This is a genomic window from Yinghuangia soli, assembly GCF_021502675.1.
Taxonomy (GTDB): domain Bacteria; phylum Actinomycetota; class Actinomycetes; order Streptomycetales; family Streptomycetaceae; genus Yinghuangia; species Yinghuangia soli.
The window spans coordinates 109,906-132,556 of record NZ_JAKFHA010000011.1 but is presented as its reverse complement, the minus strand read 5'-3'; the positions used below and the strand labels follow the sequence as shown (position 1 = coordinate 132,556).

General features: G+C 73.5%; 18 protein-coding genes. 9 read left to right on the top strand and 9 right to left on the bottom strand.

Going from position 1 to position 22,651, the window contains the following annotated elements; translation table 11 throughout:
- Positions 1-106: 106 nt before the first annotated feature.
- From LZ495_RS19970 to LZ495_RS19955, 4 genes are all read right to left on the bottom strand, one after another.
- Complete coding sequence (locus LZ495_RS19970; RefSeq protein WP_235053786.1) at positions 107-1,333, bottom strand: hypothetical protein; 1,227 nt, start codon at positions 1,331-1,333, stop codon at positions 107-109.
- Between the two features lie 161 nt (positions 1,334-1,494).
- Complete coding sequence (locus LZ495_RS19965) at positions 1,495-2,475, bottom strand: hypothetical protein (protein ID WP_235053785.1); 981 nt, start codon at positions 2,473-2,475, stop codon at positions 1,495-1,497.
- A 67-nt stretch (positions 2,476-2,542) separates the two neighbouring features.
- On the bottom strand, positions 2,543-3,457 hold the full coding sequence (locus LZ495_RS19960; RefSeq protein WP_235053784.1) for a hypothetical protein: 915 nt from the start codon (positions 3,455-3,457) through the stop codon (positions 2,543-2,545).
- A gap of 285 nt (positions 3,458-3,742) precedes the next feature.
- Entirely contained in the window at positions 3,743-5,161 is a 1,419-nt protein-coding gene (locus LZ495_RS19955; RefSeq protein WP_235053783.1) for an NsdA family TPR-like regulatory protein, read from the bottom strand.
- A 368-nt stretch (positions 5,162-5,529) separates the two neighbouring features.
- On the opposite strand from LZ495_RS19955, the gene LZ495_RS19950 reads away from it, so the two are divergent.
- Complete coding sequence (locus tag LZ495_RS19950) at positions 5,530-6,738, top strand: amidohydrolase (RefSeq protein WP_372498607.1); 1,209 nt, start codon at positions 5,530-5,532, stop codon at positions 6,736-6,738.
- 76 nt (positions 6,739-6,814) lie between these two features.
- On the opposite strand, the gene LZ495_RS19945 is transcribed toward LZ495_RS19950, so the two are convergent.
- Together LZ495_RS19945 and LZ495_RS19940 are read right to left on the bottom strand one after the other, a co-directional pair.
- Entirely contained in the window at positions 6,815-8,296 is a 1,482-nt protein-coding gene (locus LZ495_RS19945; RefSeq protein ID WP_235053780.1) for an APC family permease, read from the bottom strand.
- A 148-nt stretch (positions 8,297-8,444) separates the two neighbouring features.
- The gene (locus tag LZ495_RS19940) at positions 8,445-9,773 is read right to left on the bottom strand and encodes an amidohydrolase (protein WP_235053779.1); all 1,329 of its coding nucleotides are present in this window, start codon (positions 9,771-9,773) and stop codon (positions 8,445-8,447) included.
- Positions 9,774-9,982: 209 nt separating this feature from the next.
- On the opposite strand from LZ495_RS19940, the gene LZ495_RS19935 reads away from it, so the two are divergent.
- On the top strand, positions 9,983-10,690 hold the full coding sequence (locus tag LZ495_RS19935; RefSeq protein WP_235053778.1) for a GntR family transcriptional regulator: 708 nt from the start codon (positions 9,983-9,985) through the stop codon (positions 10,688-10,690).
- Positions 10,691-10,856: 166 nt separating this feature from the next.
- Entirely contained in the window at positions 10,857-11,501 is a 645-nt protein-coding gene (locus LZ495_RS19930) for a bifunctional DNA primase/polymerase (RefSeq protein ID WP_235053777.1), read from the top strand.
- Positions 11,502-11,630: 129 nt separating this feature from the next.
- On the opposite strand, the gene LZ495_RS19925 is transcribed toward LZ495_RS19930, so the two are convergent.
- Both LZ495_RS19925 and LZ495_RS19920 read right to left on the bottom strand, forming a co-directional pair.
- Entirely contained in the window at positions 11,631-13,187 is a 1,557-nt protein-coding gene (locus LZ495_RS19925; RefSeq protein ID WP_235053776.1) for an MFS transporter, read from the bottom strand.
- 269 nt (positions 13,188-13,456) lie between these two features.
- A complete protein-coding gene (locus tag LZ495_RS19920; protein WP_235053775.1) occupies positions 13,457-14,143 on the bottom strand; it encodes an iron-dependent transcriptional repressor DtxR in 687 nt (228 codons plus the stop codon).
- A 353-nt stretch (positions 14,144-14,496) separates the two neighbouring features.
- On the opposite strand from LZ495_RS19920, the gene LZ495_RS19915 reads away from it, so the two are divergent.
- The 6 genes from LZ495_RS19915 to LZ495_RS19890 all read left to right on the top strand — a co-directional run bounded on the left by LZ495_RS19915 (position 14,497) and on the right by LZ495_RS19890 (position 20,903).
- On the top strand, positions 14,497-15,243 hold the full coding sequence (locus tag LZ495_RS19915; RefSeq protein ID WP_235053773.1) for a sugar isomerase domain-containing protein: 747 nt from the start codon (positions 14,497-14,499) through the stop codon (positions 15,241-15,243).
- Between the two features lie 234 nt (positions 15,244-15,477).
- Positions 15,478-16,683 carry a DUF4328 domain-containing protein gene (locus LZ495_RS19910; protein WP_235053772.1) on the top strand — a complete coding sequence of 402 codons (1,206 nt, stop codon included), beginning with the start codon at positions 15,478-15,480 and terminating at the stop codon, positions 16,681-16,683.
- A complete protein-coding gene (locus LZ495_RS19905; RefSeq protein WP_235053770.1) occupies positions 16,680-17,846 on the top strand; it encodes a DUF4328 domain-containing protein in 1,167 nt (388 codons plus the stop codon). The genes LZ495_RS19910 and LZ495_RS19905 overlap by 4 nt, the downstream gene beginning before the upstream one ends.
- Before the next feature lie 32 nt (positions 17,847-17,878).
- A complete protein-coding gene (locus LZ495_RS19900) occupies positions 17,879-18,838 on the top strand; it encodes a hypothetical protein (RefSeq protein WP_235053769.1) in 960 nt (319 codons plus the stop codon).
- A gap of 75 nt (positions 18,839-18,913) precedes the next feature.
- On the top strand, positions 18,914-19,684 hold the full coding sequence (locus LZ495_RS19895) for a hypothetical protein (RefSeq protein ID WP_235053767.1): 771 nt from the start codon (positions 18,914-18,916) through the stop codon (positions 19,682-19,684).
- 139 nt (positions 19,685-19,823) lie between these two features.
- Positions 19,824-20,903, top strand: a complete 1,080-nt coding sequence (locus LZ495_RS19890; protein ID WP_235053766.1) for a lytic polysaccharide monooxygenase auxiliary activity family 9 protein — start codon at positions 19,824-19,826, stop codon at positions 20,901-20,903.
- Between the two features lie 142 nt (positions 20,904-21,045).
- Here the strand turns inward: LZ495_RS19890 and LZ495_RS19885 are convergent, their stop codons facing one another.
- Positions 21,046-22,341, bottom strand: a complete 1,296-nt coding sequence (locus LZ495_RS19885) for an MFS transporter (RefSeq protein WP_235053765.1) — start codon at positions 22,339-22,341, stop codon at positions 21,046-21,048.
- Positions 22,342-22,651 lie beyond the last annotated feature (310 nt).

The window sequence follows — 22,651 nt, the reverse complement described above, 5'->3', positions numbered from 1 at the left end:
GCCCTTCGCCCGGCGCGGCCGATCCGACTGATCCCGCTGATGCGTCTGATCCGTCCGATCCGTTCGGCCGGATCGGCCCGATGCTCCGGACGGATCCGATGGACCGTCAGATGTCGTTCGCGGTGCGGCTCTTGAGACCGGCCTGGCCCGCGACCGGGTTCCAGATCTTGACCGCTTCGTTCTTGGCCCGGGTGGCATCGCCGCTGGCCCGGTCGGCGGCCCGCTTGTCGTCGGTGCTCTTGGCCTTCTTGCCATCCTCTTCGGCGCATTCGCCGTCGGCGTTCTCCTGGCCCCAGGCGGCGAGCGAGCGGTCCGCCGCGGCGGACGCGGTCCAGGCCTTGCGCAGCCAGTCGACCAGCTCGGTGCCGCGGTCGATCTGATCCACCTTCAACCGGTCCAGATTGGCGACCTGTTCGTCGCGCTGCGCGGCCGCGTCGTTGAGGGTCTGCACAGCGGTCGTGATGGCGTCGCCGCACTTCTGGATCTCACTGACCGCCTGGCTCACCTTCGCCCGCGAACCCGCGCTGACCTGCAGCAGTTCGTCCATCTGCTGCACCTGCGTCTTGGCAGGCTGGGCCGGCGGCGCGGACGAGGCCGCGCCGCTCGGCGAACCGGACGGCGAGCCGGAGCCGCCCGCGTTCTTGGCCTTGTCGTCGTCGCCGCCGAGCGCACCGCTGGCGAACAGCGCCGCGACGACCAGGACCACCGCCGCCACGACCGCACCGATCACCATGACGTTGCGCGGCACCCCGCCGCCACCGCGGCCGCTCCCCGGACCGCCGGAAGCGCCCGGGCCACCGGGGCCGCTGCCGTACGGGTCGCGGCGCTGCGGCATCGCGGGCGCAGCGTACTGCGGCTGGCCGGCCCCGGGCGGTGGCGGCGCACCGTATCCGTGCGCGGGCTGCGCGTACCCCGCACCTGCCATCGGCGCGGCCGCCGGGCCGGCGGACGGCCCGGGCCGGAAGAGCCCCGCGAACGGGTCCGCGGCGGGCGCGGCCCCCGGTCCCCCGGCGGGCGGCATGACGGCCTGCGGAGGGCCGTAGGGCGTACCCGGCGGGTGGCCCTGCGGGGTGGGCGGGTATCCGGGCGGCGGCGCCGGGTGGCCGGGGTACGCGGGCGGGTGGCCCGGGGCCGGCGGCACGATCATCGACGGGGTCGCGACCCGGGTGCCGCCCGCTGCGTCGCCGTAGCCGGGGTCCGCGTCGTACGCGGGGTACGGGTAGTAGTCGGTCTCGTCCCGGGGCAGTTCCAACGGCCCGAAAATGGACAGTCCTTCGTCCTTGGGCGCACCGGGCTCCTCCCCGGGCGCCCCTGCTTCGGGCCTGCTGCTCATGCCGGTTCTCCTTGTGCCTACACGCGTCCGCTTCCGCCTTCGACGCTAGCCGAGACGCAACCGGCCCGAACAGCGGTTCGGCCGCCGCACGAAGAGTTTCCCCCGGACTCCCCCGTTTCCGCGCACGGCACGCCCGACCGGGCGCGCGGCAGCGGTGCGGCTCAGGTCCTGGCGGTGCCTTCCTCGTAGGCCGCGACCCGGTCGAACACGTAGCGCAGCAGTTCCCTGGCCGGGGTGTGGATCGCGGCCGAGTCCTCGTTGCGGCCGTCGGACCACAGCGAAATCCCGAAGACCACGGATCGCACGGCGACGGCCTGTCCGAAGCCGCCCGGAGCCTCGCGCGGCGGAAGCGGGACGTCGGACCCGGGCACCGGATCGAGCGCGCCGACGCCGTAGGCGATCGGGTCCAGACTGTTCATCGCGAACGCCACATGCGCGTGGCTCACCTCGGTGAAACTGGCCACGGCAATGGTGATCTGGATGCGGCGTCCGGGGTCGGTGTAGAGCGCAACGATCATCTGCGCACAAGTGCGGCCGTCGTCGATCACGGACACGAGCTGCGCACTCATCATTTCGCGGCACTCGCGCGGGGTGTACACGTCGGCAAGCTCGAACACGTCGCCCGACGGCAGCGAGACCCGCTTTTCCGGGAAGGCGCGTTCGGCCGCGATGGGCGGCGCGGACGCGGCCTTGCGCGCTCCGGGCGGAATGCTCGTGGCGGCCCCGTCCGGAAGCGCGGTCGGCGGCCCGGAGGGGACGTCGGGCCCGGTCGGGGCCGCGGGCGGAGCCGTCGAGGGGGCCGCCGAGGACGCGGCGGGCGCCGGCTCGATCACCGGCACGTACACGCTCCCGGCGGCGTCCTGGGAAGCGGCTCCGGAGCCGCCCGGCCCGTTGTCCCGGGTGCTCCAGGCGAACGCCCCGGCGCCGAGCAGCACAGCGGCAGCCGTCACCCCTGCGATCACCGCCACCCGCCGCCGCCGGCGGCGGCGCGGTGCCGGGCCGCCCTGCGGGCCGTCCGGTGCGCCCGCGCGCCCCGGTCCGACGGTGGCGAGCCACTCCCCGGACTCCGCACGCTGCCGCGCCATCTCGCGCGCGACGAACGCCTCCCACTCGTCGGCGACTTCACCTTCGCCGTCCGGCACGTCCCCACCCCCTGGAAGATCAGCGGCGGGCAGCGTACCGGAGCGGCCGACGGGATCCGACGGTCGGTCAGGTCCGCGCGGTGGACAGTTCGTAGGAAGCGACGCGGGCGTTGACGTAGGCGAGCAGCTCGGTCATGGGGACGGTGAGCTTCTCGGACGCCTCGTTGCGGCCGTCCGACCACTGGGCCGAGGCGAACACCACGGAGCGCACCGTCATGATGCGGGCGAACGCGCCGGGCGAGCCGTCGGGCGGTGCGGCGACTCCGGCGCCGGGCCGTGGGTCCAGTGCGGCGATCTGGTACCTGACGGGGTCGAGGACCGCCAGGCCGAACGCCGCGGCCGCGTCGTTCACGTCCTTCATGCTCAGCACGCTGACCGTGATCTGCAGCCCGCGGGCCGCGTCGGTGTACAGCGCGCCGGTCAACTGGGCGCAGCCGCGGCCCTGTTCGATGACCGCGGCGAGTTCCCGGCTCATCATCTCGCGGCAGTCGGCGGGCGTGTACATGAGCACGCGCTCGTAGATGCCGCCGGACGGGACGACGACCTTCTCGTCGCGGAACGCCTGCCGCGGCGTGATGGGCGCGGCGGCCGCGGCCTTGTCGACTCCGGGCGGGCGGCTGGTCGTCAGGCCGCTCGGCGGCGTCGCCGGGGTGGTGGCGGTGGGCCGGACGGCGCCGGACGGTGCGGAGGCCTGCGGGATGCGGATGTTGCCGGTCGCGGTCGGCGCGGCCGAGGGTGGAGCGGTCGGGGTCGGGGTCGGGGACGGTGCGGCCTTCGGATCGTCCGAGCCGCCCAGGTTGCGCTCCACGGCGAAGGCCAGGGTCGCGATGACGATGGCGAGGGACAGGCCGCCGACGATCAGGCCCAGGCGTGCGCGGGACGATCCCCAGCGCGGCCCTTCCGGATCTCCCGTCGACCCGGGGCCGCTTCCGGGTCCGGTGCCCTGCTCCCCGTCCGGTGTCCGCCCGTCCTGCTCCGCCATTCGCGCTCCTGCCCCGTGACTTGCCCCCGTGGCGGGCAGCGTAGCGAGTCCCCGGGCACAGGGCCGCCGGGGGCGTCGCGCGGGCGCGGCGAAGGTGGCCCCCGGCATCGGCCCCGTCGATGCCGGGGGGCACCGTGGCCCGTCATGCCGGCGTCCCGGAGTCTGCGGCGTCACGGGACGTGGCGCGGGCCGTCGGGTGGGACGTACTTCGGGGCCCGGACGACGTGCGCGGGAACCGCGTTCGGCGGCGGCCGCCGCACACGTGCCGTGGTGCGCGAGGATCGTTCAGGCCGGGATCACCTCCTCGTCGTCGCCGTCGCGCGATGCCCGCACCGCGTCCATGAAGTCGCGGGCGGCAGGCTCGGCGCCGTAGGGCGCCAGGCGGCGCTGGAAGTCGCGCAGGTACTCCTCGCCGCGGGCCGAGTGCAGCCGGGTGACGAGGTGCAGGGCGTCGCCGGCGACCGCGCAGGCCTCGTCGAGGCGGTTCTGCTGGAGGTGCGCGGTGGCCAGGAGCAGGGTGTCGACGGCGCGGCGGCGCACGCGGGTCTCGGCATGGCCTTCCAGGGCCGCGCGGGCCGCTTCCTCGGCCTGCCGGGGGCGGTCCAGGTCGCGGTAGCAGTGCGCGAACTCGTCGGCCAGATAGGCCCGGTCGAAGTGCGCGATCCAGACCGGGTCCTCGTCGGGCCGGGACTGCTCCATGGCGGTCTCGGCGCGCGCCAGCGAGCTTTCGCAGGCGCGCACGTCGCCGAGTTGGGCGTGCCCGCGGGCCTCGGCGGCGTGGAACATGGCCATCGTGGTGGCGGTCGCGCCCGTGCCGGTCCTGGCGGACTTGGAGCCTTCCTGCGCGGCGCGGGCCAACTGGGTTATCTCGCGGGGGTTTCCCAGGCTCCCGGCGAGGTGGCTCATGCCCGCGGCGAGCACGTAGCCGCCGTACGGCCGGTCGCCGGCGGCCTGCGCGAGCCGCAGCGCCTGGATGTAGTAGCGCTGCGCGAGGCCCGGCTGCCCGGTGTCCACGGCCATGTACCCGGCCAGTTCGGTGAGCCGCGAGACCGCCGCGAAAAGCGCGCGGCCGACCTCGTCGGTGTAGGTGCCGCCGAGCAGGCCGGAGACGACCGACCCGAGGTAGTGCACGACGACGGGCCGGATGTGGCCCGCCCCGAAGCGGTGGTCGAGGACGGACAGCATCTCGGTGGTGGCGCGGACCGCCTCGACGTCCGAGGCGCCGACGCGCGGGCCGCCGACGCGCGACACCGCGGCGTCCGGCTCGGTGATCAGCCAGTCCCGGCTGGGGGCCACGAGCGCGGCCACCGCGACGGACGAATTGAGCAGGAAATCGCGGCGGTTGACGTCGCTGCGCCACAGCTCGGTGACCACGTCCACGGTCGCCGCGGGGGTGGGGGCGAACTGCAGGCCGATGTTGGTGGCCAGGCTGCGGCCGTCGGCCATGCCGATCTCGTCGACGGTGACCGGGCGGCCCAGTTTGCGGCCGAGGGCCTCGGCGATGAGGTTGGGCACCGAGCCGCGCGGCTGCTGGCCGCGCAGCCAGCGGGCCACCGAGGTCTTGTCGTACCGCAGGTCCATGCCCTGTTCGGCGCCGCACATGTTCACGCGTCTGGCGAGGCCGGCGTTGGAGCATCCGGCTTCTTGTATGAGCGACGCGAGGCGCTCGTTGGGCTGGCGTGTCGCGAGCGAGCGAGCGGCCATCGGCGTCCCCTCCCAGTGGATGACCCGGAGCCCCGGCGTGCGGACTCCGCTGTGCGAGAGGCGAACTCCGGTGGTGCGGAAGCCCGGTACGCCCTCACGTGGTCCGTTACGGACGGTAGCCAGTCGATAGCGGTCACGGATAGGGGCGGCGGCCCCTGCGCCCCCGCGGCTGCACCGGTGCGCCCCCGCTGCGCCGGGCGCGGGCCGGACCGGACGGGGTAGTCGGCGGCGGGCTCGGGGCGACCGCGGGCGCACGGGGCCAGGGACCCGCGGGGCCGGCGGGCACCCGAGGGCGCCCGACGCCCTTGGCGCCACTTTGGTATACCAGTGGGGCGACCCCGTTCCCCGCGTCCGAGAGCAGGCCGACCATGCACCGCCCGATCAATGCCACCGTGTACCGCGACGTCCGGCCGATGGGTGCCGAGGCGACGGATCTGCTCGTCGTCGACGGGGTGTTCACCGACCGCGTGCCCCGGAGCGCCGCGGCGGAGGTGCTCCAAGTGGTCGACGGCGGCGGCCGGATCGCGCTGCCCACGCTGGTGGACGCGCACATCCACGCGGACAAGACGGCGTTCGGCGAGCCCTGGTACTCCCGCCACCCGGCGGCCGGTCTCGCCGAGTTCGTCCAGGGCGACGTCGAGCTGTACCAAGCGCAGGCCACCCCGGTCGCGGTCCGCGCCCAGCGCCTGCTGTCGCACGCCGTCACGCAGGGCACCCGGGCGGTCCGCACGCACGTCGACGTCGCCCCCGCCTACGGGCTGGACCCGCTGCACGGGCTGGCCGCCGCGCGCGAAGCACTGCGCGGCAGCCTGGACGTGGAGATCGTCGCCTTCCCGCAGCACGGCGTCCGCCGGCTGCCGGGCGTCACCGAGTTGCTGGAGGAGGCGGTGCGCACCGGGCTCGCCGACATCATCGGCGGTCTGGACCCGGCCGGCTTCGACGACGACCAGCAGGGCCAGCTCGACGCGGTGTTCGGCATCGCCGAGCGGTACGGAGTCGGCATCGACATCCACATGCACGACGCGGGCGAGGAGGGCATGGGCCCGCTCCGCGACATCTGCGCACGCACGCGCGCCCTGGGGCTCGGCGGCCGCGTCACCATCAGCCACGCCTTTTGCCTCTCGCGCCTCGCCGGGCTCACCGAGAAGGAGTTCGACGAGGCCACCACGCAGCTCGCGGACGCAGGTGTCGCGCTGACCACGGCCGCCCTGGGCGAGGCGAGCGTGCTGCCGTTCCGCGAACTGACCGCGCGCGGCGTGCTCGTGGCGCTCGGTTCCGACAGCGTGCGGGACGCGTGGAGCCCGTTCGGCAACGCCGACATGCTGCACCGGGCACATCTGCTGGGGTGCTGCGTCGAGGCTCGTCTCGACGAGGACCTGGACGCGTGCCTGGCCCTCGCCGCGCACGGCGGCGCCGCGCTGCTCGGTCTCCCGGCGGTGGACTTCACCCCTGGGTCGCCCGCCGACTTCATGCTGGTCGAGGGCGAGTGCGTACCGCAGGTGGTCGTGGACCTGCCGCCGCGCGACATCGTCGTGCGGGCGGGCGAGATCGTGGCACGTGCGGGCCGACTGGTCTGACACGTGCGGTGGTCCGGCAGAGTACGCCCCTGCCGGACCACCTGGTTCCCGCTCTTCTTCGGTGATCCCGTCGGGGTCAGCCGCGCTCGACGTCCACCTCGGTCAGGCGCACGTACCGCTGCGGATCGCGCCGCCGGATGCGCAGCGCCACCGCCGCACCCGCGAGCGCGACGACCGGGATCGGTACCAGAAGCGCCGCGTTCACCGTTCCGGTCTTGCCGGTCAGCAAGTCGAAATGCACCACCGCCAGCACGGTCAGTACTGCCAGCCCCGCGCAGGACACGAGCGGCGCCCACACCACCCGGAACGCCGACATCCCGCGCCGGTCACGGCGGAAGAACGCCCAGACGGCGAGCGCCGCCAGCGCCTGCATGGCCATGACGCCGAGCACACCGACGCTGTTGCTCCACAGGAACACCTCGGCGTACGGGTCGGCGGCCAGCGCCACCCCGACGCCGATGAGCAGCACGTTGAACACGGTCTGCGCGACGACCGCGGCGCCCGGCGAACCGTGCTTGGCCGATACGCGGCCCAGCGAGCGCGGCAGCAGGCCCTCGCGGCCCAGCGCGTACAGGTACCGTGCGCCCGCGTTGTGGAAGGCGAGCGTGGAGGCGAACGCGCTGACGATGATGAGGACTTCCATGCTGTCCGCGAGCCAGGTGCCCACGTGCGCGCCGGCCGCGTCGAACGTGAGCTGCGGGCCGTCCGCACCCTGCGCGAGCGCCACCGCCTCGTCGGTCCCGTACGCACCCATGATCAGCCAGACCCCGGCGGCGTAGAACAGCGCGAGGAACCCGATCGCCACGAACGTGGCGCGCGGCACGGTGCGGCGCGGGTCGCGCGCTTCCTCGGCGTAGATGGCGGTCGCCTCGAAGCCGGTGAAAGCCCCGATGACCAGGACGAACATCCCGGCGATACCGCCGTTGGCGAGCGTCTGCGGGTCGAACGAGCCGAGGTCGAGGGCGTCGCCGCCGCGGTCCTTGAGGATGCCGAACTCCATGAGCAGCAGCGAGACCACCTCGAGGACCAGCGCCACGCCCAGGACCTTCGCGCTCAAGGTGACGCGCAGCCAGCCGAGCACGCCGGTGGCCGCGACACACACGCCCGCGAACACCCACCACGGGATGTCGGTGCCCGCCCGCTCGTTGACGTAGGCGGCTCCGAAGTAGCCGAAGGCGGCGGCCACACCGGGGGTGATGAGGTTGTACGCGACGACCGCGACGTAGGCGGTGGCCACGCCAAGGGTCCGGCCGAGTCCGCGCGCGACGTAGGCGTAGAACGCTCCGGCGTTGCGGACGTACCGGCTCATCGCGGTGAACCCGGCGGCGAACAGCGCCAGCAGGACACCCGAGATCAGGTAGCCGAGCGGCGTCCCGGGGCCGCCGACCCCGATTGCGAAGGGGGCGACGCCGGCCAGCACGGTCAGCGGGGCGGCCGCCGCGACGACGAAGAAGACCAGGTCGGCCGTGCCTATCTGGCCGGTCGCGAGCTTGGTGTCACCGGCGGCCGGCGGCTTGGACGCGTCCGCCGGGGCGGGCGCGGGGGCATGCGTGGTCACAGCGGGTTCCTCCGGGGGCAAGGGCGCGCTGCGGCGCGGGGTAGGGCGGGTTCGGCGAAGCGGCGGGCCCGCAGGGCCGGGGTTTCGCAACTTCGGAAGTTCGGGGCTTCGGGACCCGGGGGCATACCGGCCGCCGGGAGAACGGAGTTCAGTCCGCCCGGCCGCCGTCGGACAGGTGCACGAGGCCCCGGTGGTCGGCCGTCACGCGGCCGCCGTGCAGGACCAGCAGCCGTGCGGGGTGCGCGGCGACCGCCTCGGGTACGGAGGCGGCGTCGACGGCCACCAGGTCGGCGCGGCAGCCCGGGGCGAGGCCGTACCCGGACAGGCCGAGAGCCGCCGCGGCTGCGTCGGTGGCGAGGTCGGCGGCGTCGTGCAGTCCGGTGTCCGTCATCAGGTCGCATTGCAGGCCGATGATGGTGGCGCGTTCGAGCATGTCGCCGGTGCCGTACGGCCACCACGCGTCGCGGATGTTGTCGGAACCGGCGAAGACTCGTACGCCCAGTTCGCGCAGGCGCCGTACGGGCGGCGTGGTCCCGGCCGGGCCGTTGGTCATGATGGCGACCCCGGCCTGGGCCAACACCTCTGCAGTACGGCCGAGTTCACCGTCGCCGACCTGGCCGAGGGCGTACGCGTGGCTGACCGCGACGCGGCCGCCGAGATCCAGCGCGGCGGTCCGCCGGGCGATCTCGCGCAGTTGCGCGATGCCGTCGGCGCCGCCGTCGTGCAGGTGGATGTCGATCCCCGCGCCGTGCCGTTCGGCGAGACCGAACACGACGTCGAGCTGCCCGGCCATGTCGCCGTCGAAGCCGACCGGGTCGAGTCCGCCGACCAGGTCTGCGCCCTCGCGCAGCGCGGCGTCGAGCAGGTCCGCGACGCCCGGCGCGGTCACGACGCCGCTCTGCGGGAACGCGACGAGCTGGATGCCGATGAGGTCCCGGCAGGCCTCGCGGACCGCGAGCAGGGCGTGCAGGCCGGCCAGGCCGGCGTCGGGGTCGATGTCCACGTGCGAGCGGACGTAGCCGGTGCCGAGCGCGGCCATGCGGCGCGCGAGCGCGGTCGCCCGGTCCTCGACTGGCACGGGGATCCGGCGGCGCAGCTCGCGTTCGGCGGCTATCTGGGCACGCAGGTCGGCGGCCGGGAGGTGGGGCTGCCAAGGGGACCCGAGGAACGTCTTGTCGAGGTGCGCGTGGCCGTCCACGAACGCGGGCAGCAGCAGCGCACCGCCGAGGTCGACGGCACGCTCCGCCGCTCCCCCGCCGACCGCCCGGTCGACGCCCGCAGCGTCGGGCCCCGCGCACGCCCGGATCTCGGCCACCAGGCCGTCCCGCAGGTGCACGTCGGCGAGGCGGCCGTCCGGCAGCGCCGCCCGGCGCAGCACCTCCGGCACGAGCGCGGCACCGGTCGGCGACGTCACCCGGTGCAGCAGCTCAGGCGCGGGAACACCGCCGGTCGGCGGCGTCACGGGTGTGGTCGGCATGGCACTCCTGGTGCTGGGTCGGCGCCCGGCCTGGCGGCTCGGACCGACATGTGCGGCAGCCCGCTGTCGGGGTGGGCGGCCGCCACCGTAACTGGTATACCGAATACCAAGCAATGGTCTCGGGGGAAATCTCCGGACCGAAAGTGATCTGGAATGATCGGGGACCTTGACCCCGCACTGGTGCCCGCCGAACGGTCTGGAGTCCCTTCATGAGCCCCCGCACCCCCGCCGACGGCCCGAGCATGGGCGACGCCCACCGGTCGCTGCGGGACCAGGCGTACGTCGAACTGCGCGAGCGCATCATCGAGGGCCAGTACGCGGCGGGCCGCCGGCTCGTGGAGCGCGAGATCGCCGAGGAGCTGGGCGTTTCGCGCATCCCCGTGCGCGAGGCCATGCAGCGCCTGGAGACCGAGGGGTTCATCGCCATCCAGCCGCGCAAGGGCGCGGTCGTCGCGGACTTCGGCCCCGAGGACGCCCGGCACTTCTTCGCGGTCCGCGAGTCGCTCGAAGCCCTCGCCGCGGGGCTCGCCGCCGAACACGCCACCGACGCCGAACTTCGGTCCCTGGAACGCATCCTCGACCGCTCCCGCCGCGCCGCCGGGAACGGCCGCCTGCGCGAGGCCGTCGCCCTCAACGCCGACTTCCACCAGCAAATCGTGGACATGTCGGGCAACCCGCTGCTCAAGGACCTGATGACGCCGCTCGACGGCCGGCTCCGCCGGCTCTTCCGGCTCACCTCCACCCCGGAGGACGGCGCCGCCATGTGCGGCGAACACGAGCGGCTCTACGCCGCCATCGCCGCCCGCGACTCCGCGAAAGCCGCCGAACTCGCCCGGCAGCACGTCGTCGGCACCCACGCCAACACCCTCGCCATGCTGGAGAAGTCGACGGCGGAAGCAGCACCGGCACAGGGGTAGCCGCGCGGCCTTCCCGCATGAAGTGCACGGCTTCGCACCCGCGCGGGACTCCGGGGATCTCCGTCGGCCGATCGGCGGGTTTTCCCGTTCGGGTGAGATTCGGGTGAGCGTCCGGATAAGGCCCGGATGCCCAGTAACCAACCCTTCGCCCGGCAGTTGTGAAGGCGTGGAAGAGATCCTCGGAACCCGGCAGCTCGCCCGCGACACGCTTGTAGAGACGGCCGTCCGGTATGCGGAGGACCGCCACTGGGAGGTCGTCCCCGGTACCTCGGTGCAGGACACCGGCCTGGGCCGGCAGTGCAGTTGCGGGCACCCTGCCTGCAGCGCCCCCGGCGCGCACCCGCTGCACCGCGACTGGGCGGCGCAGGCCGCCAGCGGTCCGGCGATGATCCGCCGGTGGTGGGCGGAGCACCCGGACGCCGCGATCCTGCTGCCCACCGGCCGGGTGTTCGAGGTGATCGACGTGCCCGAGCAGGCCGGCTGCCTGGCGTTGGCCCGGCTGGAGCGCCTGGGCCTCGCGCTGGGCCCGGTGATCGCCACCCCGACCCGGCGCATGCAGTTCTTCGTGCTGCCCGGGGCGCGCGACAAGATGCCGGACATGCTGCGCCGGGCCGGCTGGGGGTCCAGCGCGATCGACCTGGTCTGCCGCGGCGACGGCGACTACGTGGTGGCCCCGCCGTCCCGGATGGGTGCGAGCGGCACCGCGACCTGGGCCCGGGAACCCACCGAGGCGAACCGCTGGCTGCCCGAGGCGCGCGAGCTGATCAGCCCGATCGCCTACGCGTGCGGCCGCGCGATGGCCGAGGCCTGACCGGCTCCCCCGGCTTTCCCAGCACCTTCTGGCACCTTCCGGCAGCTTCCGGCACCGCGACACACCTGCGGGCGGCCCTGGTTCGCACCAGGGCCGCCTGCGGTGTCTCCGGCTGCGGACTGCGGCGCGTCAGCCCGCGGCCACCGGCACGGGGGCGGCCGCCTGGTCGGCGGGCGGTGCATCCCCGCGCCGCACCTCGCCGACGCCGGGGAGCAGCAGGCAGCACAGCCCGGCGGCGAGCGAGGCGATGCCGATCACCAGGAACACCGTCTGCGGCACCACCTGGAGGAAGATCAGGCTGGTGAACAGCACCCCGCCGACGTTGCCGAATGCGCCCACCAGGCCGGAGATCTGACCGGCCAGCCGGTGCTGGATCTGCGGCACGATCGCGTACACCGCGCCGTTGCCGCCCTGGATGAACACCGAGGCCAGGGCGAGGAGTCCGACGCTCTGCCAGATCGGCCAGGACGAGTCGATGCGCCACAGCACGAGGTAGCACAGGAACGAGCCGGCGAGCAGCCCGAGGAGGGTGAGCTTGCGGCGCCCGGTGCGGTCCGAAAGCCATCCGCCGAACGGCCGGGTGACCAGGTTGGTGCCCGCGAAGCAGGCCGCCGCGGTGGCCGCGGTGGTGGTGTCCATGTCGAAGAGCGTCTTGAAGAAGTTCGGCAGCCAGGCCGCCATGGTCAGTTCGGCGCCGAAGGTGACCAGGTACGCCATCGCCAGCAGTCCGACCGCGGCGAACGGGTAGTGCTCGACCTCGGGGGCCTCGCCCTTGAGGATGCCGCGGTTCGTCTTGACCACCGCGTAGACCTGGTACGCCAGCCAGGCCGCGACCAGCACGTACAGGACCGCCGCCGTACCGTCGTTCACGACCCCGGGGAAGACCTTCTTGCCGGTCGGCGTGGTGACGGTGACGTCCGCGTTGAGCCGGTAGACCACGAAGCCGAGCGCGACCGCGAGCGGGACCTGCAGGCCGATCAGGCCGAACACCGCGCCGCGGCTGGTGACCTGCAGGCCGGGCTTGCGGGCGGGCCGCTGGTACGTCTTGCCGTCCGGGACGTCGCGGGCCATGAACAGGAAGAACACGCCGTACCCGGCGGCCAGGACACCCGCCGCGCCGACGCCCCAGCGCCACGCGCCCTCGCCGTCCGCGACCGCCGCGACGAACACCGGCAGGGTCAGCGCCGCGGCCGCCGAGCCGAAGTTGCCCCAGCCGCCGTAGAAGCCCTCGGCGGTGCCGAGTTCGCGCTTGGGGAACCACTCGGCGACCAGCCGGATGCCGACCACGAAGCCGGCTCCGACGATGCTCACCATCAGGCGGCTGACCACCAGCATCGAATAGCTCTGCGCGAACGCGAAGACGGTGTTGGGTATCGCCGCGAAGATCAGCAGCGCACCGTACACGCGGCGCGGCCCGTACCGGTCGACGAGCAGCCCGATGAGGGTGCGGGCCGGGATGGTCAGGGCGATGTTGCACAGTGCCAGCGTGGCCTTCTGACCCGCCGTCAGCCCGAACTCCTCGCCGATGTCGTCGAGGAACGGGGCCATGTCGAACCACAGCACGAAGCTCGCCAGGAAGGCGAGGGTCGCCAGGTGCAGCATGCGGTAGCGGCCCCGGAAGGACAGCAGCGCGCGCAATCTGGGCTTGTTGTCGGCGGCGTCGGCCGGTGTGGTCGTGGTCGCCATGGCGGGTCCTCCGTCGCTGCCCCTGGCGGAGCGGTCGGCATCTCTCCGGACATGGGCGACGGTGCCAAGCTCGTGTTTCCCCGGAAGGTCACCATGTTGCGCACAAGGAAACATTCCGTTCATGCCGGGCGGCCCGCGGCGTGAGAAAACGCGCGGCGGGCGGCCGCGCTGCCGCGCGACCGCCCGCCTGTGCCTTGCCTGCCGGGGTTTTCCCCGGCCCTTCCGCTACTTCGGCTGCTCCTGTTGCCGCCGCATTGCGTTCTGCTCGGTCACCGCACGGCGACGAACACGTGCGCGGCGATCTCCGGCGAAAGCTCCGCCGCCTCGCCGCCGCTGCCCGCCATGACCCCGCCGGCCGACTCGTGCACGCTGACCACCGCGCCGGGACGTACCCCCGCGCGCCGCAGCGTGTACATGAGCTGGGCGTCGGTCTGCAGCGGTTCGCCGATCCGGCGCACCACCACGTTCTTGCCCTCCGGCCCCGCCGCGTCGAGCAGGGTGCCCAGGCCCTCCATGAAGTCGTCCGCGTGCAGGTCGCGGTCCAGCTCCTCGAGGCCGGGGATGGGGTTGCCGTACGGCGATTCCTTCGGGTGGCGAAGCAGTTCGAGCAGACGGCGCTCGACCTGTTCGCTCATCACATGCTCCCAGCGGCACGCCTCCGCGTGGACCTGCTCCCAGGGCAGCCCGATCACGTCGACGAGCAGGCACTCGGCGAGCCGGTGCTTGCGCATGACGCGGGTGGCGAGGGCACGGCCCTCGTCGGTCAGCTCCAGATGGCGGTCGCCTTCGACCGTGAGCAGGCCGTCGCGCTCCATGCGCGCGACGGTCTGGCTGACGGTCGGTCCGCTCTGCCCGAGCCGTTCGGCGATGCGGGCGCGCAGCGGGACCACGCCCTCCTCTTCCAGCTCGAAAATGGTCCGGAGGTACATCTCCGTGGTGTCGATGAGTGCACTCACGACCGCCAGCTCCGTTTCTTCGTGGTCCTGCCCCCAATTCTGTCCCACCGGCGGGACGGCCGGGACCGTCCACGCCAACAGGTTCGACGCGCCGGGCTTGTCCGTTCCGGATTTGCGCCCGGCGCGTACGCCGCCCGCTCCGGCGTGCCGTACACACACAACGTCCCGACATTGTGTCGTCATCCCGACCGTATGTGCGCAGCGGCCTCCGCGTCTGTTGGATGTATCTACGAGCCACCGGGTTGACAGGGTGCCTCCGGAAGCCGCACCGTGCGTGGTCTGCACCACACGGAACGGCACGGGGCCTCACCGGACCGACGACACCGCCACCCGCGGGGACAAGGACTGCGCAGATGGGCGAGCTGGGCGCGCGCTACCTGGACGCGGCGATCGCACTCCTGGAGCGCCTGCGGGACAAGGAACTGCCCGCGGTCGACGATGCCGCGGACCGCATCGCCCGCGCGCTGGCCGACGGCGGCCGCCTGTTCGTCTTCGGCGGCGGCCACTCCGCCCTCAACGCCCAGGACGTCGTCTACCGCGCCGGCGGGCTCATGCTGGCCAATCCCCTCATCGCGCCCGGCAATCAATTGTCGGTCCGTCCGATCACCACCAGCAGCGCGGTGGAAAAGCTCCCGGAACTGGCCGCCCCGGTCCTCGACGGCGCCGGGCTGCGGGCCGGCGACGTCCTGATCGCCATCTCCCTGTCCGGCCGCAACGGCCTCCCGGTCGAGATGGCCCGCGCGGCGCGCGAACGCGGCGCGCTGGTGATCGGCGTGACCGCGGTCACGGCCAGCTTGGCCGAGTCCCCGCGGCACCCCTCGGGCACCCGGCTCCTCGACAACTGCGACGTGGTCCTCGACACCGGCATCCCGATCGGCGACGCCGCCCTCGACGTCGACGGCGTCCCGCAGCGCATCGGCCCCACCTCGGGCGTCGTCGTCTCGGCGGTGATGCAGGCGCTGATGGCGACGGTCATCGGCCGCATGGCCGAGCTCGGCATCGAGCCTCCCGTCTTCATGTCCGCCAACATCGAGGGCGGCGAGGAATGGAACGCCCGCCTCCTCGCCGAGCACGCCGACCGCATCTTCTACCTGCAGTAGGAAGCGCCCGTCCTACCTGCAGTAGGAAGCGCTCGTCCTACCTGCAGCAGGAAGCGCCCGGCTGGGCCGCACCGATCCCGCGCGGCCCGACGCCGGATCAGCCCGCCGCGTTTCCTACCGGCGCACCACCGCGCACGGGCTCCTGACCTGCACCAAACCTCCACGCGGCCACCCCCGCCCCCGCACCCGGCCTGGATAGTTTCTGGTCACCGGTACGCGCGATCAGGGGGACGCATGGCGATACGCACCGCGGCGGAGGGCCCCGCCGACAGGGGCGCCGCGACGGACGTTGCGGCCGACGTGCCGGCCGACGTCATGACCGAGGCCGTGGCCGAAGTCGCGGCCGAGGCCGGAGCCGAAGTCGTGTGGGCGCGGCGCTCGCGACCGGTGCTCACCGCGGTGCTGGTCGTCCTGCTGTCCACCGCGGCCCTGAACCACCTTTACGGGGTCGTCGCGAGCGCACGGGCCGAGCAGTTCGACCGGCCGGCGGTCTGGGTGCTGTTGCTGGTCCTGATCGGCCCGGTGTTCGCGGCCTGGTTCGGCAGCGCGCACAGCAACTCCCGTACCTACGGCGTCGGACAGCCGCGGTACTCCCGGCCGGGCGCGATCCTGTGCTGGCTGGTGCCGCTCGGGCAGATGGTCATGCCGTACCGGGCCACCCACGAGGTTGTGCGGCTGACCTTCGGGACGCTGCCGCGGCGCATGGTGGTGCTGCTGCGCTCTTGGTGGACCGCATGGTTGGCGATGTGGGCGCTGTTCTGGGCCTCCCTATGGGTCATCGACAAGGCGGACGCCGAGGCCCGGGGCATCGATGGGAGCGTCCGGCTCGCCGACACCGCTTTCCACCTCGCGGGCGCCGCAGCGGCTGCCGCCGCGGTGTGGCTCGTCGTCGCGGTCACCCGCGAGCAGCTGCGCCGCCGGGACACACCGCTGCAGCCGGTGCCCGCCGACGCCGATGCCGCCGGCCCGTGGGGCTGCCTGATCGCCGGGACGCTGGCGCCACTCAGCCTTGTCGTCCTGTTCGCGGTCGTCATGGTGAGCCCGCCGCGCTTCGACCCTCCCGCGCTGATGCTCGACGCCGAGGACGTCGTCGGAACCTGGCGCGGCGACGGTGCCGTGGTCGAGTTCTCCGCCGACGGCCGCTTCCGCATCACCGGAATGCCGAAGGACCGGCTGCCCGATCCCGAGGGCTTGGGCCGCGACCGCTGGTCGGCCTCCGGCCGCTGGACGATCTGCGGCGGCCCGCGAGGCACCTCGGACCACTCGCCCGGCGTGGGACTCGTGTACGACATCCCCGAGCCCAATGCCTCTGCCCGATGGACATGCCGAGAAATGCTGCACTCGTTCGGCGCCCCGGGCGCACCGCAGTTGCGTGACGGCGTCTGGGACGACATGGAGGAAGGCGTCATCTACCGCCGGTTCTTGGAGAAGACGCGATGAGCGGGACGCACAACGAAGGCCGGCGGCTCCAAGACCCGGAGCAGCGCGGCATCTTCGCCGACGGGGCACCTGGACGGTGGCCGCCGCGTTTCCTCGTCGGCGTCGCCGCGGCGGCCGTCCTGGGGTTGGCCGCGGTGGCCGCGGTGGACGTCCGGGCGCTGGCCGGGTTCGCGTCCGGCGCGCGATGGGCGCCGCGGACCGGCGCGCTCTGGATGTGCGTACTGCCTTTCGCCGCAGTCGCGTTCCTGTGCTGGTTCATGACGGCCCGGCACAACGCCCTGCGCTACGGCCCGGTCGGCAAGCCGGTCGATGCCGGCGGGACGGTCGTCATCTGGCTGGTGCCGGTGGCCAACGCCGTGCTGGCGTGGGTGGTCCTGCTGGACGTCCTGGAAGGGACGCATGCCGAGCCGGGCCGTGCGCGGCCGCGGCGGCCGCGCACGGGGCTCGTGCTCATCGGGACATGGTCGGTGCTGTGGGCCGCGATGTGCACGGCCCTGGTCCTGGCCGTCGCGGCGAACTTCGACGCCGACGCCGCCCGGGCCGGGAACACCTCGGCCGTCGTCGCCTGGAACAGCGCCTTCCACGCACTGTCGCTCGCGGCTGCCGCGGTCATGGCGGTGTTCATCGGGCGCATCACCCGCACGCAGTGCGCCCGCGCGGCCGACCCGGTCCACGCACCCGTTCGCGAAGCTGCCGACAAGCCCGAGAAGACCGCGGGGCAGCATGCCGTCGGCGCGGTGGGCACTGCTCTCGCGGTGACCGTCCCCCTGGCGGTCCTGGGGCTCACCGTCTCGCTTTTCGGCTTGGTGACGTTCGTGATCGGCAACCCCACCGACCGGGCCTGGGGTCCTCCCCGCCACTTGCTCTCCCACGAGGAACTCGCCCGCACCTGGGCGGACGAAGACACCCGGATCGTGCTCGCCCCGGACGGAAGCGCGGTGGTCGAAGACCTGGACGGCCGCTATTCCGGACGCGGCACCTGGACTCTGACGGACGACGGCCGGACCGTCGCTGTCCGGCTCGACCCGGGCGGCGGCCGTGCGGAGCCGGAGACCATCGACCTCGCGGCCGACCGATCCCGCGAACGGCCCAAGTTGGTCCACGTCCACCCCGACGGCATCTTCACGACCGAGCACTCCCTCCACCCCGACCCGCCCCGCTGACCGCGGGCACCCCGACCGGAAAGGCGGCACCTGTGACCGCACCCGAGCACGTGGACACCTGGGCGGCCGGCCCGCTGCGTTGGCCCGTCTGGATCACGGCCGGTGCCGCAATGCTCGCCGGGGGCGCGCTGGCCGGCTTCGTGCTGGTCGACCTGTGGGCGGTGCTCGGCATGGCACTCGGCGGCAAGCCCGCCGAACGGGGCGAACTGTGGTTGCTGATGCTCGCACCCGCCGGACTGCTGTCCCTGTTCTGGCTGTTCGTAGTACGGGGGAACGCAGCGACGTACGGCCCCGAGCGGATGCGGATCGCGACCGGGCGGGTGTTCGCGGTCTGGTGCGTGCTCGCGGCGGCCGCGTTCGTGGCGTTCTGCGTCGACTACCGCGTGATCCGCGCCGCGGACCAGGACCGCGCGGGGAGCACGCTGGCCACGTACGCGACCGACATCGTCTTCCATCTGCTCTCCGCCGCCGCAGCGGCCGCCATGCTGCGGATCATCGTGGCGGCCACCCGCACGCAGCGCGCCCGCGCGAAGGCCCCCGTGCGCGCGGCGTCCGACTGGAAGCCGTTCCAGCCGTCGACGGGCTGCCTGCTCGGCGGTCTGGTCCTGTCCGTCGTGGCCATTCCGGTGGGCATTGTCGCCGCCTCGGTCACGATGGTCTTGTTCTCCATGGAGGCAGCACCCCTGTGGGCGCCGCCCCGCTACCTCCTGTCCGCCGAGGAGATCCCCGGCACGTGGCGGCACGGCGGCGAGACCATCGTGCTGTCCCCCGACGGGGCCGTCCGCCGGTCCGGCACCCTGGACCAGCGGGACCCCGCGGCCGTCGAGACCGGTACCTGGCGGCTGTCCGAGGACGGCCGCGATGTGGTCATGGATTTCCCCGGCTACACGTACTCGGAGTCCATCCACGCCGACGAGTCCCGGACCGCCGACCGGCTGTTCCGGATCTCCTCGGACAGCGGCTACTACGCGGACGCCTTCCGCCGCGATTAGTGCGCATCGGGGGATCCGGCCCGGCGCGGGCGGCGGTCCGCGTCGCAGGGGGATCCGCTGGGTACGGTGTTGGGCATGCCCGAGCCTGACAGCCTGACCAGCCCCGACGTCCTCACCGTGGCCGCGCGTTTCAACGGTCCGCCGGGGTCGGGCAACGGCGGATATGTCGCGGGGCTGCTCGCGGCCCGGGCGCCCGAAGGGGTGGCGACCGTGACGCTGCGGCAACCGCCGCCGCTGGACCGGGCGTTGAAGGTGGCCGCGGAGCCGGGCGGCGGGGTCGGGCTCTACGACGGCGAGTTGCTGGTCGCGGAGGCCGGTGCGGAGCTGCCGTACGAGGTGCCGAACGGGCCGGAGCTGTTCGAGCCGATCGATCCGGTCTCCTTCGAGCTGGCCCAGGAGTCGAGTGCGGCGTTCTTCGGCGGACGCGCGCAGCACCCGTACCCCACCTGCTTCGTGTGCGGCACCGAGCGGGCCGAGGGGGACGGCCTGCGGCTGTTCCCCGGGCTGCTGCCGCAGCGGCCCGGGACGACGGCGTGCGCGTGGGTGCCCGACGCGTCGCTGACCGGTCCCGACGGGGCCCGGGTGCGGCCGGAGTTCGTGTGGGCGGCGCTGGACTGCCCGGGGGCCTGGACGGCGCTGGGCGCGGACCTCCCGGTGCTGCTGCTGGGCCGCTTCGCGGCGCGGGTCGACGCGCTGCCGTATCTGGGCGACCGGTGCGTGGTGATGGGCCGGCTGCTGGCCCGGGTCGGGCGCAAGGTGCGCACCTCGACGACGCTGTACGACGGCGACGGCCGAGTGGCCGCGCATGCCGAGGCGCTGTGGATCGCACCGCGCGAGAGCGCCTGACTTAACCGCTGCCGATGGGTTCCCTAAGAGCCCCATAAGGATCCGCGGATAGCTTCTGATCAGGGATTTTCCTGGGCCGGACCGGACTAGCGTCGCCCGTCGACGCAAGGTTTTCGGACAGCCGAGGATGTGCCGCCTGATGAAGATCCGCCGTACCGCCGCCGTCGCCACGATCACCGCGGTCCCGCTCGCGCTCGGCGCGCTGGGGGCCGGCACCGCGCACGCGCATGGCACGTCGCAGAACCCGCCGAGCCGTATCCAGTTGTGCTCGACGCAGGGCGGCGAGAACCCGGAGAACTTCTCGCTGCCCGCGTGCAAGGCCGCCAAGGCCGCGGTGGGCAACAACCCCGCGCCGTTCTACGACCCGAACGCGGTGAACATCGCCGCCGCGGCCGGCAAGCACCGGCAGCTGATCCCGGACGGCAAGCTGTGCAGTGCGGGCAACCCGCAGTACGCCGGCCTCGACCTGCCGCGTACCGACTGGCCGACCACGAACCTCCCGTCCGGCGGCGCTTTCACGTTCCTCTACAAGGGCACCGCGCCGCACAAGGGCACGTTCGAGTACTACATCACCAAGGACGGCTTCGACGTCACGAAGCCGCTCAAGTGGTCCGACCTGGAGGACAAGCCGTTCCTGACCGCGACCGACCCGGGCATGGAAGCCGGGGCGTACGTGATGAAGGGGCAACTGCCGAAGAAGTCGGGACGCCACCTGGTGTACGTCGTCTGGCAGCGGTCGGACAGCCCCGAGGCGTTCTACTCGTGCTCGGACGTCGCCTTCGACGGCAGCGGCAAGCCCGCCCCGCAGGTGCCCGCACCGGGCAAGCCGGGCGGCAGCGGCGGTACCGGCACCGGGACTTCGGGCGGCACCGGGACGACGGGCAGCGCCGGGTCCAAGCCGGGCGGCACGAGCGGCACCGGCGGTTCGAGCGGCGCCGCCGACCACAGCGGCCACGGCACCCCGACGCCGGGCGGCGCGGCGAAGCCGGCCGGCACCGTCGGTTCCACCACGGGCTCGGCTACAGGCACGCCCTCGGCGGCGGCCGCCGGCACCGGCGGTGCCGACGGCACCGCCCCGGTGGCGAACGCCGCGGACGAACTGGCCCAGACCGGCGCCGAGCCGTCGACTTCGGTGGGGCTGCTGGCCGGGACCGCGGCCGGGGTGCTCACCCTCGGGGCGGGCTCGCTGATCTACGCCCGGCGCCGCGCGGCGCGCTGACACCACGCGCCGGCGACGCGGGCGTAATCGCCGTACCGGGTCCGGCCCGGCCCGCCCGGGACGCGGGCCCACGGGGGGCCGGGCCCGGTACGGCGTCCATGGCACCGGGCGTACGCAGAACCCCCCACTGTGTACGCCCGGTTCAGGGCTGCGGGTTCTTCGCGTCGTAGCGCCAGAACCCGGGCCAGCGGAGCGCCAGGGCGACCACGACCGCGACGCACGCGAGTCCGCCGCTGATCACCGAGATCCGCTCGGTGGTGAGCGCAGCGACGCTGCCGGACTCGAAGTCGCCCAGCCGCGGGCCGCCCGCGACCACCACGATGAAGACCCCGGACAGCCGTCCGCGCATATCGTCGGGCGTCGCGACCTGCAGGATCGTGTTGCGGAAGACACCGCTGACGGTGTCCGCGGCGCCGGCCACGGCGAGGAAGAAGACGCCCAGCCAGAGCCAGTTGCTCATGCCGAACGCGGCGATCGCCAGGCCCCACACCACGATCGAGACGATGACCGCGCGGCCCTGGTAGCGGACGCTGCCGAGCGGGCCGGAGAAGACCGCGCCCGCAAAGGCGCCGACCGCGATCGCCGCGGTGAGGATGCCGACGGTGTTGGTGCCGCCGCCGTACCAGGCGACCGCGATCGCCGGGAACAGCGCACGCGGCATGCCGAAGACCATCGCGGCGATGTCGGCCAGGAACGTCATGCGGACGTTGGGGCGGCTGCGCAGGAAGCGCAGGCCGTCCGCGACCGAGGCCCGCTTGGGCGGGCCGGTCTCGGCTTGCTCCTCTTGCTCCTCCTGCTCCCCCGACTCGCCTTGCTCTCCCGCTTTGCCGGGGCCGCGCTCCGGCGGCATGTCGGGCAGCCGCCACATCGCGTACAGCGCCGCACCGAAGGCGAGTGCGTCGACCACGTACACGGTCTCGACATTCCACAGGCCCATGACCAGGCCGCCGAGCAGCGGTCCGAGCGTCATGCCGAGGGTCATGCTCATCATCGACAGGGCGTTGGCGGCCGGGAGCTGCTCGGGCGGTATCAGGCGCGGGATCATCGCCGCGCGCGTCGGGCTGTTGACCGCGAAGAATGCGGACTGCGCGGCGACCACGCCGTACAGCAGCCACACCTGGTCCAGCCCGAGCACTGCCTGCAGCGCCAGCACCAGGCTCATCGCGGCCAGCCCGGTGGACGCGAACAGGCCCAGCTTGCGGCGGTCCATGCTGTCCGCGATGGCGCCGCCGATCAGCCCGAACGCGATCAGCGGGGCGAGCGAGAAGAGGCCGACCAGGCCGACCGAGAAGTTCGATCCGGTCATCGAGTAGACCTGGACGGCCACCGCCAGCGCGGTCATCTGCTGCCCGAGCATGCTGACGGTCGTGCCGAACCAGAGCCGGCGGTAAGGGGCCGAGCCGCGCAGCGGCGTCAGGTCGGCGAGTACGGAAGACACCGACCGATCAAACCCCCGAGATGTTGCCGGGCGGCCACCGGGGTCACGTGACGTGCGCCACCCGGCCCCGCGGCAGGCCACCCCTCGCCGCCCGTGCGGCCCGGCCAGGCCGCGCTGTCGATCGCGTCCACGCCTTCACCCCCGCACCCCTCCCCGCCTGCCGCCGCCTGCGGTGGCCCTCCTGCGCCGGGCCTTCCCCCTCCCGCCTGCCCCAGGCGGCGCGGGCGCCGCCCCGGCGGGGCGGCGCGGGCGCCGCCCCGGCGGGGCGTACACAGCGTGATATCGCCGTCACTTAATGTTGCTATTTGTC